14 protein-coding genes and 2 pseudogenes are annotated in these 15,026 nt (G+C 46.5%); 10 read left to right on the top strand and 6 right to left on the bottom strand.

From position 1 onward, the window contains the following. Position 1: 1 nt before the first annotated feature. The 4 genes from rpsP to cysS form a co-directional block, all read right to left on the bottom strand. A complete protein-coding gene (gene rpsP / locus HXT52_RS01415; RefSeq protein WP_004127517.1) occupies positions 2 to 484 on the bottom strand; it encodes a 30S ribosomal protein S16 in 483 nt (160 codons plus the stop codon). A 147-nt stretch (positions 485 to 631) separates the two neighbouring features. Beyond that, positions 632 to 1,735, bottom strand: a complete 1,104-nt coding sequence (locus HXT52_RS01420; protein ID WP_421776029.1) for an endonuclease/exonuclease/phosphatase family protein — start codon at positions 1,733 to 1,735, stop codon at positions 632 to 634. 35 nt (positions 1,736 to 1,770) lie between these two features. Next, a complete protein-coding gene (gene ffh / locus HXT52_RS01425; protein WP_421776030.1) occupies positions 1,771 to 3,450 on the bottom strand; it encodes a signal recognition particle protein in 1,680 nt (559 codons plus the stop codon). Positions 3,451 to 3,505: 55 nt separating this feature from the next. Beyond that, a complete protein-coding gene (gene cysS / locus HXT52_RS01430; protein WP_421776172.1) occupies positions 3,506 to 5,131 on the bottom strand; it encodes a cysteine--tRNA ligase in 1,626 nt (541 codons plus the stop codon). A gap of 454 nt (positions 5,132 to 5,585) precedes the next feature. Here cysS and HXT52_RS01435 point away from each other — a divergent pair, with 454 nt between their 5' ends. Further along, positions 5,586 to 6,923, top strand: a complete 1,338-nt coding sequence (locus tag HXT52_RS01435) for a nicotinate phosphoribosyltransferase (RefSeq protein ID WP_116794195.1) — start codon at positions 5,586 to 5,588, stop codon at positions 6,921 to 6,923. Positions 6,924 to 7,002: 79 nt separating this feature from the next. On the opposite strand, the gene HXT52_RS01440 is transcribed toward HXT52_RS01435, so the two are convergent. Continuing rightward, positions 7,003 to 7,332, bottom strand: coding sequence for a DUF3039 domain-containing protein (locus HXT52_RS01440; RefSeq protein ID WP_116794194.1), 330 nt, complete (start codon positions 7,330 to 7,332; stop codon positions 7,003 to 7,005). Between the two features lie 203 nt (positions 7,333 to 7,535). On the opposite strand from HXT52_RS01440, the gene coaD reads away from it, so the two are divergent. The 4 genes from coaD (at position 7,536) to rpmF (ending at position 10,111) form a co-directional block, all read left to right on the top strand. Further along, a complete protein-coding gene (gene coaD / locus HXT52_RS01445; protein WP_421776031.1) occupies positions 7,536 to 8,114 on the top strand; it encodes a pantetheine-phosphate adenylyltransferase in 579 nt (192 codons plus the stop codon). Positions 8,115 to 8,129: 15 nt separating this feature from the next. Beyond that, positions 8,130 to 9,164 carry a hypothetical protein gene (locus HXT52_RS01450; protein ID WP_421776032.1) on the top strand — a complete coding sequence of 345 codons (1,035 nt, stop codon included), beginning with the start codon at positions 8,130 to 8,132 and terminating at the stop codon, positions 9,162 to 9,164. Continuing rightward, a complete protein-coding gene (locus tag HXT52_RS01455) occupies positions 9,165 to 9,794 on the top strand; it encodes a YceD family protein (RefSeq protein ID WP_421776033.1) in 630 nt (209 codons plus the stop codon). It begins immediately after the preceding gene. A gap of 122 nt (positions 9,795 to 9,916) precedes the next feature. After that, complete coding sequence (gene rpmF / locus HXT52_RS01460) at positions 9,917 to 10,111, top strand: 50S ribosomal protein L32 (protein WP_004127492.1); 195 nt, start codon at positions 9,917 to 9,919, stop codon at positions 10,109 to 10,111. An 80-nt stretch (positions 10,112 to 10,191) separates the two neighbouring features. Here the strand turns inward: rpmF and rnc are convergent, their stop codons facing one another. Next, complete coding sequence (gene rnc, locus HXT52_RS01465) at positions 10,192 to 10,986, bottom strand: ribonuclease III (RefSeq protein WP_032834702.1); 795 nt, start codon at positions 10,984 to 10,986, stop codon at positions 10,192 to 10,194. Between the two features lie 96 nt (positions 10,987 to 11,082). On the opposite strand from rnc, the pseudogene HXT52_RS01470 reads away from it, so the two are divergent. The 5 genes and pseudogenes from HXT52_RS01470 to HXT52_RS01490 form a co-directional block, all read left to right on the top strand. After that, a pseudogene (locus tag HXT52_RS01470) lies at positions 11,083 to 12,787 on the top strand (ABC-F family ATP-binding cassette domain-containing protein); the annotation flags it as partial. A gap of 152 nt (positions 12,788 to 12,939) precedes the next feature. Next, positions 12,940 to 13,167, top strand: a pseudogene (locus tag HXT52_RS01475) (ABC transporter C-terminal domain-containing protein); the annotation flags it as partial. A gap of 36 nt (positions 13,168 to 13,203) precedes the next feature. Next, the gene (rph, locus tag HXT52_RS01480; protein WP_004135504.1) at positions 13,204 to 13,965 is read left to right on the top strand and encodes a ribonuclease PH; all 762 of its coding nucleotides are present in this window, start codon (positions 13,204 to 13,206) and stop codon (positions 13,963 to 13,965) included. Positions 13,966 to 13,989: 24 nt separating this feature from the next. Further along, positions 13,990 to 14,676, top strand: a complete 687-nt coding sequence (locus tag HXT52_RS01485) for a non-canonical purine NTP pyrophosphatase (RefSeq protein WP_410296210.1) — start codon at positions 13,990 to 13,992, stop codon at positions 14,674 to 14,676. 94 nt (positions 14,677 to 14,770) lie between these two features. Next, the gene (locus HXT52_RS01490; protein ID WP_176605909.1) at positions 14,771 to 14,917 is read left to right on the top strand and encodes a hypothetical protein; all 147 of its coding nucleotides are present in this window, start codon (positions 14,771 to 14,773) and stop codon (positions 14,915 to 14,917) included. Positions 14,918 to 15,026 lie beyond the last annotated feature (109 nt).

The raw sequence follows: 15,026 nt of genomic DNA on the forward strand, positions 1-15,026 counted from the left end.
ATTACTCAGCCTTTTCCTCGGCTTCGGCAGCTTCGGCGGCCTCTGCTGGTGCTTCAGCTGGAGCTTCTTCAGCTTCGTTTGCAGCAGCTTCTGCTGCAGCCTGAGCCTTAGCAGCGGCTTCAGACTTAGCAGCCTTCAACTTCTGAGCTTCAGCTTCAACAGCCTCAACGCGAGCCTGTGCATCTGGGCCAGCTTCGGAAGTCTTCAAAGTACCTTCAGCACCGTCAAGACCCTTGAACTTCTGCCAGTCGCCGGTAATCTTCAAAAGCTTCAACACTGGTTCGGTTGGCTGTGCGCCAACGCCAAGCCAGTACTGTGCGCGCTCAGAATCAATCTGAATCATAGATGGCTGCTTGTTTGGATCGTAAACGCCGATCTCTTCAATGGACTTGCCGTTGCGCTTGTTGCGCGAATCAGAAATGACTACGCGGTAGAAGGCATAGAACTTCTTGCCGAGTCGCTTAAGACGAATCTTGGTTGCCAAAATGGCTCTCCTTATAACTAGAGTCGTGGAATTTCGTTCGGGTGTGGGGCACTCCTTGCGAGCTTCCACATGTTCCTCACGTGGTCGGGAAGAGGGCGCCGATTCACGCGAATAACTTATCCATTATGCCTGCGCGCTTGGACGTTTTTATTCCAGCGTATATAGGGCGATTGATGCGATGTATGCAAGGTGATCAGTGCCGTCTATTACGGCGTTTTTTTGCCACACGGCTTCGGCGTGCAAATTTTTTGCGCAAAATAGAATGTGATCAAGAGTAAGATTTGGCCATTTAAGCCAAGTAGGCCAAGTTTTTAGGCGCTTTCCAAGACAAATAGAAGCGTCTAAAAATCCGGATTTTAAAAGCGAGGGAAAACTTGGGTGGTCTATTGTGGAGTTCAAATCTCCTGTAAGAATTGTGAGTGTAGATAATTCGCAAGTTTCTGAAGTGCTTGTATTTTCAGTGCTTTTTATACTTTTTGAAATTTTCACAAGATTTGCCAGCGCGCGGATTCCCTCGCTCCAAGCTTTGCACCCGCGCATCGGCGACTTTGGGTGTGCGGAAGCAAAGTTTACGAAAACGTTTGTAGACGCGCCAAAATCTAAGCAAGTTGTAACGCTTGGCACGCTTGCTGCCTCAATTTTTATGACATTATTGCAAGTAGAAATCGCGGAATATTGTGTAAAAATCGCGTTGAATCCACCGTTATTGTGCTCGCTTTTGCTACCTACGCAAGAAGTTGGAAAAATTTCGTAAATACCTAGTTTTTCAAGATTTTTTACTAAGGATTCGCTTAATTCTTGTAAAAGTAACGTGTTTACGTTGTATTTTTTCGCAGTTTCGATTATTTGAGATGCGTTTGCTTTTCCGTATCTGCAATTTAGTGTCATTACGCGGATTTCCTGGTAATTTTCCGGCTTTTCTTTTCGCGCGCTTCTAAAGCTTCCAAACCAGTACGGCGTATACGACTTAAGTGAAATCAAAAATAGTACCGCGTAAGCAATGCATAAATATGCGTAAGATTGAGCGAAATTATACGATTGCGGATTTTTAGATGCGTACAGCACTTGCCATTCTGTAGCGAAAATACTGAAGAAAAGCAGCGCTCCTACAACATAAGTCGAAAGCGGAAGAAGCGCAATAATATACGGAAGTGGGTTATATTTATCCGCGCCTGCCGGCAGCCACCGAAGCAACTGCCAGCAAAGAAGCGCCGCAAATATAACCCACAGAATTGCTAATACAAAACTCATCTTCCGAATAACCGTTTATTTTTCCGAATAACCGCTTATCTTCCGAATAATCCGGCTAATCCGCCGCCGAAGTTAGGTGGAAGTTGATTATCTTGATTCGAATTTTCAGAATTCATAAGATCTTGTAAGCCTTCAGGAAGATTCTGCAGATTTGGCTGCTGTGGCTTTGCAAAAGCGGAGCCAGCAACGTCGTTACTTCCGCTTCCGGAAGATTCTCCAGAAAGTCGCTCACGTAGCGCGCGCTCTTCTGCTTCGCGGCGCATTGGATTTCCAGACTTTCCGCCCTTCTTCTTCGACTTTTTATCCTTGCGCTTCGACTTTCCGCCAGGGCCGCCAAATCCAGGCATACCGCCCATTCCAGGCATTCCGGCGCCGCCGCTCATACGCTTCATCATTTTGGCGGCCTGTTCAAAGCGTTGCAAAAGCGCGTTAACCTTAGAAACACTCACGCCAGCACCAGCCGCAATTCGCGCGCGGCGAGATCCGTCAATAATCTTCGTGTCTCTACGCTCTTGAGGAGTCATAGAGCGAATAATTGCCTCAGTGCGGTCGATTTCCTTATCGTCAAACTGCTCAAGCTCCTGGCGGTGCGCGGCCATTCCTGGCATCATTCCCAAAAGCTTCTTCATTGAACCAATCTTACGAACCTGCTGAAGCTGCTCCAAAAAGTCGTCTAAACCAAAGCTTCCTTCAGCAATCTTTTCGGCAGCCTTGCGTGATTCTTCCTCATCGAACTGCTTCTGAGCATGCTCAATAAGCGTTAAAATATCGCCCATATCTAGGATTCTGGAAGCCATTCGGTCCGGATGGAAAATCTCAAAATCCTTCAAACCTTCGCCTGTAGAAGCGAACAAAATTGGCTTTCCAGTAACGCTTGCTACTGAAAGTGCAGCACCGCCTCGAGCATCGCCGTCGAGCTTAGAAAGCACAACGCCAGTAAAGTTAACGCCGTCGTTAAAAGCCTGAGCTGTACGAACAGCGTCTTGGCCAATCATTGCGTCAATAACAAACAGCACTTCCTGAGGATTTACAGCATCGCGAATATTGCGCGCCTGCTTCATCAAATCCTCATCCACGCCTAAACGACCTGCGGTATCAATAATCACAGTGTCGTACATTTTTTCGCGCGCATAATCAATAGAATCGCGAGCAACTTTAACAGGATCGCCTTTAGTAAACCATGGCAAAGAAATTGCATTTCCGCCATTTTGTACGCCCTTTTCAGGCGCAAAAACAGGAACTCCTGCGCGTTCGCCAACAACCTGCAGCTGCGTAACAGCGTTAGGACGTTGCAAATCCGCAGCTACAAGCAAAGGAGTGTGGCCGGAATCTTTAAGCCAGTAGCCAAGTTTTCCGGCAAGAGTAGTCTTACCAGCGCCTTGCAAACCTGCAAGCATAATCACAGTAGGCGGGTATTTCGCAAAATTAAGTGGCCTATCAACTCCAGAGCCAAGCACTTTAGTCAACTCGTCGTTAACAATTTTCACAACTTGCTGAGCAGGGTTAAGCGCTTTAGACACTTCTTCGCCAAGAGCGCGCTCGCGAATCTGCGCTGTAAAGGAGCGTACAACTTCGAGAGCAACGTCGGCGTCAAGAAGCGCACGGCGAATCTCGCGGATTGTGCCGTCAATATCCGATTCTGAAAGCTTGCCTTTACTACGCAAATGCTTGAAAGCACTAGAAAGGCGGTCTGTTAACGAACTAAATGCTGCCATAATTTTCCTATTCTACCCGCTGTTACTAACGTTGCGTTATTGTGTGGTTGCTTTCTTACTGCAAATGCCACGAAGATCCTTTAGCGCCGTCTTCAATTACGATTCCGGCGTTATTCAGCGCATCTCTAATTGCGTCTGCTGTAGAAAAATCTTTTGCCTTTCTAGCATCTGCTCTAGCCTGAAGCTGCAAAGTGATTAAAGCGTCCAAAGCTGCGCATTCCTTACTGCTTTCTCCGTTTGCTCCGGTTGCAGAAGATTTATTTGCGTTAGAAGTCCAAGGATCTGCATAAGGGTCCAATCCAAGCGCGTCTAGCATAGCGCGCACTTGTAAAACGGCTGTATATAGCAGTTTTTGCGTGCTACTGTTTTGTGCTTGTGCGCAGTCGTCAAGAATTGCATTACCTTGACGGATTGCTGTAAAGATTGCCGCGTTTGCGCCAGAGACGTTAATATCGTCGTTCATTGCGCGAGTAAAATCTTCCGGAAGTAAGTCTGCATCTACAGATTGCACTTCTTCTCGAGTTGGCGTATTTTCAAGCAATCTGCCAGCTCGCTCAAGGAAGTTTGTAATGCGATCGTAAGCAGATTTTGCTTCTACTAAAGCCTGGTCGGACCATTCCAACATTGCGCGGTATTGCACGGCTCCAAGTGCGTAACGCACAACCCAAGCTGAATTATTCGCTAAAACAACTGGTACGGAGAGGCCATTTCCTAAAGATTTAGACATTTTTTCACCCTTGGCTGTAACCCACGCGGAATGCATCCACACATTTGCGCTTTTCCAGCCTGCGGCAGTTGTTTGTGCCATCTCGTTTTCGTGATGTGGGAATCGCAAATCTAATCCGCCGCCGTGAATATCAAAATCGTCGCCAAGATAGCGGTGGCTCATAGCCGAGCATTCAATATGCCAACCTGGGCGTCCTTCGCCAAAAGGTGTTTTCCAGCGCGCATCCTGCTGGTCGAAATCGCAAGGTGCTTTCCAAAGCGCAAAATCCCTAGGGTCGTGCTTGTCTGGGGAAGCGTCTGCGGGGTCGGTTGGGTTGTAAATATCGTTTCCTGCTGAGTCAACACTTGGGCCTTTTTCGTCTGCAATTGCGGAAGCTTCGTCACCATCAATTTCATTACGATTTTGATTTTGGTGTGTAAGCTCGCCGTAATGCTCCCAGCTTGGCACATCAAAATAGACGTTTCCAGTAGGATTCCCGGCGCTGTCTTTAATAACATATGCGTGACCGCGTTCAATTAAGCGCTCAATCAGCTCAACCATATCCGTAATATGGCCGGTAGCGCGCGGCTCAACCGTTGGTGGCAAAACTCCCAAAGTGTTGTAAGCTTCAGTAAATTCGCGCTCATAAATGTATGCGCGCTCCCACCAAGTTTGTCCGGCTTCGCTAGCTTTTTTCATGATTTTGTCGTCAATGTCTGTGACGTTTCTAACGAACGTAACTTTGTAGCCAAGACGCAACATCCATCGGCGTACTACGTCGAATGCGATTGCCGCGCGAATGTGTCCAATATGCGGTGAGCTTTGCACTGTAGCGCCGCAAACATACATGCCAACTTGCCCAGGTTTTGCAGGCTTAAACACGCTTGTTTTGTGTGAAGCTGTGTTGTATAAGCGCAAGTTTTGCGCGGCTTCACTAAGTTTTGCAGTCTCTTCATTCAAAGTCTTATTAAGCATAATTGCCATTATAAATGCTTCTTCATACTGAGATTTGTTGCTGCGCTCCAAACGTGAGAGTGTTGTCTCGCGTTTGGAGGGTTATCTGTGGTTTGGCGCTCCAAACGTGGGTAACTTTTCTCGTGTTTGGAGGGTTATCTGTGGTTTGGCGCTCCAAACGTGGGTAACTTTTCTCGTGTTTGGAGGGTTATCTGTGGTTTGGCGCTCCAAACGTGGGTAACTTTTCTCGTGTTTGGAGGGTTATCTGTGGTTTGGCGCTCCAAACGTGAGAGTGTTGTCTCGCATTTGGAGCATGTCGTCACGCCCGCGCTTTCCACACATTCCCAATAGCAAGCTCAGTAGATAGAGCTAATATGATTCCAGCGTTACCTTGTGGCTACGTATTAGCTAGCCGCACGTAATACGACATTCATCAATATCTAGTTTTATTTTGTTCGTTACTGAAAGGAATATCATGGCTGAGATTTCATCTGCTCTTATGACGGACATGTATGAATACACTATGCTTGACGCTGCTCTTAAGGACGGCACTGCAAATCGTAAGTGCGTCTTTGAAATTTTTACTCGCCATTTGCCTCAGGGTCGTCGCTATGGCGTTGTTGCCGGAACGGGTCGCATTTTGGAAGAGCTGCAAAAATTCCATCTTTCGGAAGATGATTTGCGTTTCTTAAGTGATCGTAAAATTGTTAGCGCTGAAACTATTAAATGGCTGGAAAATTTCCGATTCCACGGTAAAATTTCCGGTTATCGTGAGGGGGAGATGTTCTTCCCGAATTCGCCAATTTTGCAGGTAGAAGGCACTTTTGGTGAATGCACTTTGCTTGAAACTTTGCTGCTTTCTGTTCTTAATTACGATTGCGCGGTTGCGTCTGCCGCAGCTCGCATGGTTTCTGCCTCCGCAGGACGTCCTTGCATGGATATGGGCGGCCGTCGTACGAACGAATATTCTGCAGTTGCTGCGTCTCGCGCCGCTGTAATTGGCGGTTTTAAGGGAACTGCAAACCTGCTTGCGGCGAAACTTTACGGATTGAAGGCAATCGGTACCGCGGCTCACTGCTTCACTCTTGTTCACGACACTGAGCGCGACGCTTTTACTTCTCAAATTGCAGCTCTCGGCAAAGGCACTACGCTTCTTGTTGACACCTACAATATTGAGGAAGCTGTAAAGACAGCCGTGGAAGTTGCGGGACCTGATCTTGGCGGAATTCGTATTGATTCTGGAGATTTGTGCGCTTTGGCTCGTCGTGTACGAAATCAGCTTGACGAGTTGGGTGCTAAAAACACAAAGATTACAGTGACGAATGATTTGGACGAGTATGCTTTGGCTTCCTTACAAACCGCTCCTGTGGATTCTTACGGCATCGGCACAATGCTTGTAACCGGCTCTGGCGCTCCTACTTGCGCAATGGTTTATAAGCTTACTGAGCGCGAAGGAGCGGACGGTGTAATGCAGCCTGTTGCTAAGAGGTCTAAGAATAAAGCGACTGTGCCTGGACGTAAGTTGGCGTATCGTTCATACGATTACAGCAGTGATTCTTGCGGAGTGGCAGATTGCGAACGCGTGATTTCCGGTTCGGAAGTTGCACTCGCTCAGTTTAAGCCTGAGGATTCGTGGGAGAATCTGCTGGTTGATTACATGGTTGACGGTGAAGCTGACGAACAGTTTATGGGTCACGATGCGATTATGCGCGCCCAGGATTATTGTGCTTCTGCTTTAAGCCGATTGCCGTTGGCTGCGCAAAGTTTGATGCGTGGAGATCCTGCAATCCCAACTGAAGTACGCGTTTTATAAATTGCGCATTTGCGAAAAGCAGCTTAGCAGCAGAGTTTGTTAGTAGTTTGCTAGTATCGTTTACTAATAGCGCTGCTTGTTAGAAGTTGAGCTTGCCCATTTCGTCATAAATGCGCTTGCACTCAGGGCATACCGGATAGTCGTTTGCTTCGTGGCGAGGAATCCACACTTTTCCGCATAACGCAACTACCGGTCGCCCTGTTAAGCGCGACTCTTCAACGCGATCTTTAGAAACGTAGTGTGCAAATCGGTCTGCATTTCCGCCGTCGTCTAAACGAGCATCTTCATCTACTTCCGGACGCTCAAGTACGGAAGTAGATGTACCTGAACCGGAATCTGGATTAGAGGACTGCGAATCGGCTTCCATAATTGCATTAAGTGTGTTATCTGCTAATAACGTTGAAAGCATTGCGCATCCCTTTCTATAATCATGCCTGACTAAATCTAATAAAATCAAACCTAATCAAACCTAATAAAACTAAATTCAATCAGACTCAATCAAACGTCAGTATTAACTAGCATAAAGCATTATTGCAACAAACGCACGAAAACTTCCGCACTGTATTGTTGTATGCGTTTCACTATGAGCTATGTGGGTGATAATCTAAAAGCATGACTATAGCTGTGTGCCCCGGCTCGTATGATCCAGTCACTGCCGGCCATTTAGACGTAATACAACGCTGTACGCATCTATTTGATGAAGTACACGTGCTTGTTGCGGTGAACGCCGCAAAAACACCGTTGTTTTCAGAGTCTGAGCGTGTGCAGATTATTCGCGAAGCTGTGAAAAATTTGCGTAATACGCATAGTAATTGCGCTGATACTAGCGCTGATACTTGTTCCTGCAATAACGCAGGAAAAATAGTTGTTTCCTCAACAACAGGCTTAATCACCGACTATTGCAAAAAAGTAGGTGCAACGGCAATCGTCAAAGGCTTGCGTCAAAACGGCGACTATGAAGCTGAACTTGGAATGGCTTTAGTGAATCGCAAATTAGCTGGAATTGAAACGCTTTTCTTGCCGGCAGATCCAATACTTGAGCATGTTTCAAGCTCCGTAGTTAAAGACGTTGCGCGTCACGGAGGAAATGTTACTGGCATGGTTCCAGATAACGTAATACCCTTATTACAAAAGCTTTTTGCTGAACAATCGTCAGATCAAAACAATAATTCAGTCACGCTGAACAATTGAGACAGGAGAGTAGAAATGACAAATAAAGATGAACTTAACACTGAAACCTCTGGATTATCCAGCATTGTGAGCGAGCAAGCAGAGGAAAATCGCGCTGAAGATAACGCAAAACTGCCGCTTCATCCTATTCTTGCCGACGAAGAAGATGCACAAGATGAGGTTATAAATACAACAGCTGCTGAAGAGCAGAATCTTCCTAAAGGTGATTTACTAGTTGATTTAGATGCTGATAACACAGAAACTTCATCTGTTGCAGCAGTTGGAAATGTTTCTGATGCGAATGATGTTCGTGACGTTGCAGCAGATAAGGCAAGTAAAGATAAAAGTGACAAAAAAGCTTCTGCAGCATCGGCATTTTCTGCTTTTCCTCTACCGGATTTGCGAGAGCGTGAAGACGGCGGTGCAATAGATTTTGAAGAAGATGAAGCTCCTTTAGCTGCGCAAACAACTAAAGTAAGTGACGAAGTACGTTCAAAGAGTCGTGCAGAATTTACTACTGTTTACGACATTATTGACTCCATGGAAACAACTCTTTCGGAAGCAAAAAACGTGTTATTTGCTGCTGGAATGGTAAAAATTGATCGCGACGAATTTGTTGATCAGTTAGCTCGTTTGAAAGATATGCTTCCAGTTCAGTTGGAACGCGCGTCTGCATTAATGCGTGAAGCGGAACGACGCTTGCGCACGGCTCAAGCTCAAGCAAATTCCATTGTTTCTTCTGCTCAGTCGCAGTCTGCAGAAATTATTGAAGAAGCTCAGGAGCGTGCGCAATTCTTGGCAGGTCAAGAAAACGTTACAGCTTTGGCAAAGCAGAAAGCTCGCGATATTCTCGATACTGCTCAAGCTAAGTCAGACAAGCTCACCCAGGGTGCAGATCAGTATTGTGCGAATGTTATGGAAGGCTTAAAGACGCAGCTCGATAAGTTGGAACAAGACGTGCAAGCTGGTCGCAGAGTGTTAGAAGAGCGACGCAGGGCTGCAAAGAGAGCACAAGACGAGATTAAAGAATCTTTATACGATAATAACGACGAAGAAGAAAGGAATGATTAAATGACTTCGCATCCTTCCCAATCACCATGGGCGATTCCAGTAGCGCAAATGGCTGCGCGCGCTGGTAGCAGCATGGCTGTGCACCGCGTATTTCCAGCTCCGGAAGGTATTGGAGATTACGTTATTGGTGTAAAGCCAGGCAGTGACGTGCATGTTGATGGTGACTTTGATGCTGTTGTTGACGGCCTAATGTTCCAGGGAAGTATTACAGCTCCAGTGCACGCCGAGTGCACTCGCTGCTTGATGCCGCTTCGTCGTGATTGGAAAGTAGATGTGTGCGTTTTCTTCCCTTATGTAGATGAGCGCTCGCAACATGCGGATAATCGTAAGAACCGCAAAGATGTTGACGAAGACGAATCTCAAATTTGGGAAGATAATGACGAGTCGGGAAACGTGTATCCGCTGGTTGGTGGCGGCGATTTTGCTGATATTGAGGCGCTTATTCGCGACACGATGGTAAGCGAGCTTCCTTTGCAGCCGTTGTGTGAGCCAGATTGCCGCGGACTTTGCTCTCAGTGTGGCGAAAATCTTAACGAGCATCCAGAGCATCATCACGATGTTACTGATATTCGATTCGCGGCTTTGGAAGGATTAAAAGCGCAACTTGAGAATGCTGAAAAACGGCATTAATTTTACTCGCGTGAGCAGTTTATGTCGCGCTAGATTGCGAGCAAATTACGCAATTGTACGGTGCGTGCTGTAATATACAGAACGCTTAAGCTCAATCGTTTGAACGAAATAGAGGAAAAACTATGGCACTGCCTAAATACAAGACCTCGCGTGCTAATACGCATTCGCGTCGCGCTAATTGGAAGGCGTCTGCCGTGCAGACTGTGACTTGCCCGAACTGCGGTTCTGAGGCATTCCCACACATGGCTTGCCCATCCTGCGGAACCTTCCGCGGTCGTGTGTACCGCGAAGCTATTCGCTCGGCGCACAACAACTAGGTTGTATTGAAAAAACCCTGCCATCGACGGGTGGCAGGGTTTTCTTTTTATTTGCGTATTGTGGCTGTGAGGGGTGGGTGTTACTTACGCGCGTCGAGCGCGTGCCAAGCGACTTCAGCAGCAGCAAGTTGCGCTTTACGTTTGCTAGATCCGCTTCCAACTCCCAACACTTCGTCGCCGTCCTTGTGTGCAAGAACTGCCCGCGCCTCAAAAACTGGAGCATATTCAGGCCCAGAAACAGCCATACGATACTCAGGATCTTCTAAGCCCATATCGTGCGCCTTAACCGTAAGCGAAGTCTTCCAATCAAGCGCTGGGCCTTCTGTTAAAACTTCCGCCAAAGTGTCATCAATCAAACGATGCACCACAGCGCGTGCTTCATCAATACCGTGTTCAACAAAAGTTGCGCCAATAAGCGCCTCAACAATATCGCAAAGAATCGAATCCTTATTATTTCCGCCCTGCTCCATTTCGCCGCGGCCGAGCAAAATATACGGCCCAACATGCAGCTTTTCGCGCGCAACAGCAGAAAGCGCCCATTCAGACACAGCTTTCGCTCGCATCTTCGCAAGTTGACCTTCAGTCATATCTGGATGCGCAGAAAATAGCGTTTCTGTAGACACGAGTTCTAAAACAGCATCTCCCAAAAACTCAAGTCGCTCATAATTTCTAGTACCTGGATGCTCGTGCGAAAACGAGCGATGCGTAAGCGCTTCTACCAAAAGATCCGGAGAAATAGTTGTGCCTAAAGCGTCTAAAAGCTCCTGAGTTGGGTCCCCAGCGCGAGCCTCGCCGTCGTCTAATCTTAAAACTCCACTTGCTTTATGCGCACTCTTCGTATTGTGCTGATTTTCTTGATTATTTTGAGTCTTCATAACAGCACTATTATAGTCCACATTGCCAACACGCACGCTTTTAGATCAAGTTAGATTAAATCTGTTCGTAGAAGTCTGCAGCTATATTTATGCATTATGCCTACGTATGATTTGGGATTAGAACGAGTTTCGCTAGAGTTTGCTACAAAAACGATTTTTACAGACGTAACTCAAGGCGTTTTTGAAGGCGACAGAATCGGTATTGTTGGTAAAAATGGTGACGGAAAGTCAACGCTACTTCGCATGCTTGCCGGCAAAATGCAGCCTGATTCCGGGCGCGTAACTAAGCGCGGAGGGCTTACTTTTGGCATGCTCGACCAGCGTGATCCTTTAGATGACAACGCAACTGTGCGTAAGGCTGCTTTGGAAAATCGCGAGGATTACGAGTGGGCTGCAGACCCGCGCTCGCGCGAAATCGTAGAAGCTCTTCTTGGCGGAATCAATTTGGAAGCAAAAGTTGGTACGCTTTCCGGCGGTCAGCGTAGGCGCGCGGATTTGGCAAGATTGCTTCTTCACGACTGGGATATTTTGGCTTTAGACGAGCCTACGAACCATTTGGACGTTGTAACAATTCACTGGCTTGCAGAGCATCTTCTTCACCGCTGGCAGGACGGCCAGGGCGCGCTTTTGATTGTTACTCACGATCGCTGGTTTTTAGATGAAGTTTGCACATCTATGTGGGAAGTTCACGACGGCGTAATAGATCCGTTTGAAGGCGGCTACAGTGCGTACATGCTTCAGCGAGTTGAGCGCGAGCGTCAGGCGGATGTGCGCGAGGAGCGTCGCAGAAATTTGGCAAGAAAAGAGTTGGCGTGGCTTTCTAGGGGTGCTCGTGCGCGTTCAACTAAGCAGAAGTTCCATGTAAAGCAGGCTCGCGAGCTTATTGCAGACGTGCCTCCAATGCGTGATACTTTGGAATTGAAGAAAATGGCAACTTCTCGTCTTGGCAAGCAAGTTGTTGATTTGATTGATGTTACGCAAATTTTTGACGATGCTAATCAGCTAAAAAATATTGATCCGGATATTGCAGAAAGTGCTGCTACTTCAGAAAAATCAAATAAAGTTGACATTGTAGAATCTGCTTTTGCGCAACCAACTCACGTAGGAAGCGTTACGATTGCAGTCGACGAAAATCAAGAAAATCTTTCTGAAGAAAATCCGGAAACTGCTGCAGCAGAACGAAAAACTATTACCGGCCGCATGATTCTCGACGATGCAACATGGCTAATCGGCCCTGGAGATCGTTTTGGAATTGTTGGCGCAAACGGTGCCGGAAAATCAACGCTATTAAGCATTATTGACGGCTCGCTAAAACCTACGATTGGACGCGTAAACATTGGCAAAACTGTAAAATTTGCTGTGCTTTCGCAGCGCCTTGAAGAGCTTGAAAAGCTTGGAAAATATAAGGTTAAGGAAGTTTTAAGCCGCTATAAACCGAGCTACATTATTGACGGGAAAGAAGTTACTCCCGGTCAGCTTATGGAGCGTCTTGGTTTTAAGCCTGAGCAGCTTATGACGCCGATTGCGGATCTTTCGGGCGGTCAAAAGCGACGCATGCAACTGCTTTTGATTCTTCTAAACGAGCCAAATGTGCTGATTATGGACGAGCCTGGTAATGATTTAGATACCGACATGCTGGCTGTTATGGAAGATTTGCTTGACACGTGGCCTGGCACGCTTATTGTAGTTTCGCACGATCGCTACTTGCTTGAGCGCGTAACCGATCAGCAGTTTGCGCTTATTGACGGCAAAATTCGTCATCTTCCTGGCGGTGTAGACGAGTATTTGCAGATTGTAGAAAAATTGCAACGCGAGCACGAAAATAATATTAATTCTACAAAAGTGCAAAATGGTAACGGAAGTAGCGGAATAAATTCAGCAAGTGCGAAAAGTGCTGAAAGTGCTGCTAGTGCTGCAGAAAGTACAGTAAGTGCGTCTTCAGTAAGTGCGCCGAAACTTACTGGTAAAGCCTACCATGATGCCACAAGACGCGTGGCAGCAATTGAGCGAAAACTTGCAAAACTTGAAGATCAAAAATCAAATATTGAGTCTCAAATGGCTTCTCACGATCCGAGCGACTTCGTAGGTCTTCAAGCTCTTAACGAAGAATTGCAGCAGAATGCGCAAGAAACTAGTGATCTTGAAGAAGAGTGGATGGAACTTTCTGAGCAGCTGCAGTGATTAGAAGATAACAGCCACGTGCTAAATTTGTGAGTTATGGCTCAAATCAAGGATATGCTGGAATCTGTAAAACCAATTCGCGTAGACGGTCGTGAAGTTGACGAGCTTCGCCCTGTGCGAATTACACGTAAATTTACTGACGTTCCTGAAGGCTCTGTGCTTATTGAGTGCGGAAATACGCGCGTTATGTGCACTGCAACTTTTACTGTTGGTGTTCCTCGTTGGCGCAGGGATTCCGGCTTAGGCTGGGTGACTGCCGAATATTCTATGCTTCCTCGAGCTACTGCTGAGCGTACCGACCGCGAATCTGTGCGCGGAAAAATTGGCGGTCGCACGCATGAAATTAGTCGTCTTATTGGTCGCTGCTTGCGCGGAGTTGTCGATATGAAAGCAATGGGCGAGTGCCAGATTCAAATCGACTGCGATGTTTTGCAGGCAGATGGCGGAACTCGCACAGCTTCCGTAACTGGAGCTTACGTAGCATTGGTAGATGCGCTTAATTGGGCGGAAAAGAATGGTCATATTCGTTCCGCTGCAAGCGTTCTTAAAGATGCTGTTTCGGCAGTTTCGGTTGGTGTTATTAATGGCACGCCTATGCTTGATTTGCCTTATGTTGAAGACAGTCAGGCTATGACAGATATGAACGTTGCTATGACTGGTTCTGGCACGTTTATTGAAATTCAGGGAACTGCTGAGCATCGTCCGTTTAATCGCGACGAATTAAATACTTTGCTTGATTTAGCAACAAAAGGTAATCGTGAGCTGCAGAAAGCGCAAAAAGCTGCTTTAGCCAAATAATAAACAGATTGAAGGAGAGCGGGCGTGAAACTTGTTGTGGCAACACATAATGAGGGAAAACTCGTTGAAATTAAGCGTATTTTAGCTGAACAGTTAGCTCAACTAGCAGATAGGTTTGAACTGATTACTGCTGGTTCTCTTGGTTTGCCCGATCCTGTGGAAACCGGAGTTACTTTTGAGCAGAATGCGTTGCTTAAAGCTAGAGATGTTGCTTCAAGAACTGGCTTGCCTGCTATTGCGGATGATTCCGGTATTATTGTTGATATTTTGGGCGGCGCTCCTGGAATTTTGTCTGCTCGTTGGAGCGGAGTTCATGGTGACGATAAAGCTAATAATGCTCTTCTTCTTAAGCAGCTTTCGGATATTCCGGATCGATTCTTAACAGCGCGTTTTCGTTGTGCTGCTGCTCTTGCTATTCCAGATGCTTGTAGCGAAGTTCCTGAAGGCAGTGTTATGCTGCACACTCACGGTTTTGAAACGGTTAGAATGGGGGAGATGATTGGTCATCTTCTTCGCGAAGAGCGCGGAACTAACGGTTTTGGTTACGATCCTATTTTTGTTCCAGACGAGCAGCCTATTCGTAACGGCGTTCAAATGGAAGGTTTAACTAGCGCTGAGCTTACTCAGGAAGAGAAGAATAGTATTTCTCACCGCGGTCACGCTTTGCGAGCTTTGTTGCCTGAATTACAAGCTTTGTTTATTACAGAATAAATAGCTTTGTTTAAGATTCCTCTGCGCGTAGTGTGCCTTGACACAGGTTTAATCGTTATTTATAATTAGCACGGCGTTAAGGAGGTGATTTGCCGTGAAACATGACAGTAACAGTCATAATTCTAGTACTCGCACTACGAGTGAAGGTTCTGACACTATTGGCAGTAGTAGTTCGGACGTTCCTCCTGAATATATGAAGCCGGCAATCACCGCATTTAGGTTGCAAAGATTGCAAAAATAAAACTTACGAAATCTGCAAAACTTACTTGGAAACTTGCAAAAATAAAAAGTAAGTTGCAATTTTTTGAGCCTAAAAAGCAATCAATGGTGATACGGCTACATAAATCAAT

It is taken from the genome of Gardnerella sp. KA00288 (assembly GCF_049244085.1).
In the GTDB taxonomy this organism is placed as follows: Bacteria; Actinomycetota; Actinomycetes; order Actinomycetales; family Bifidobacteriaceae; genus Bifidobacterium; species Bifidobacterium greenwoodii.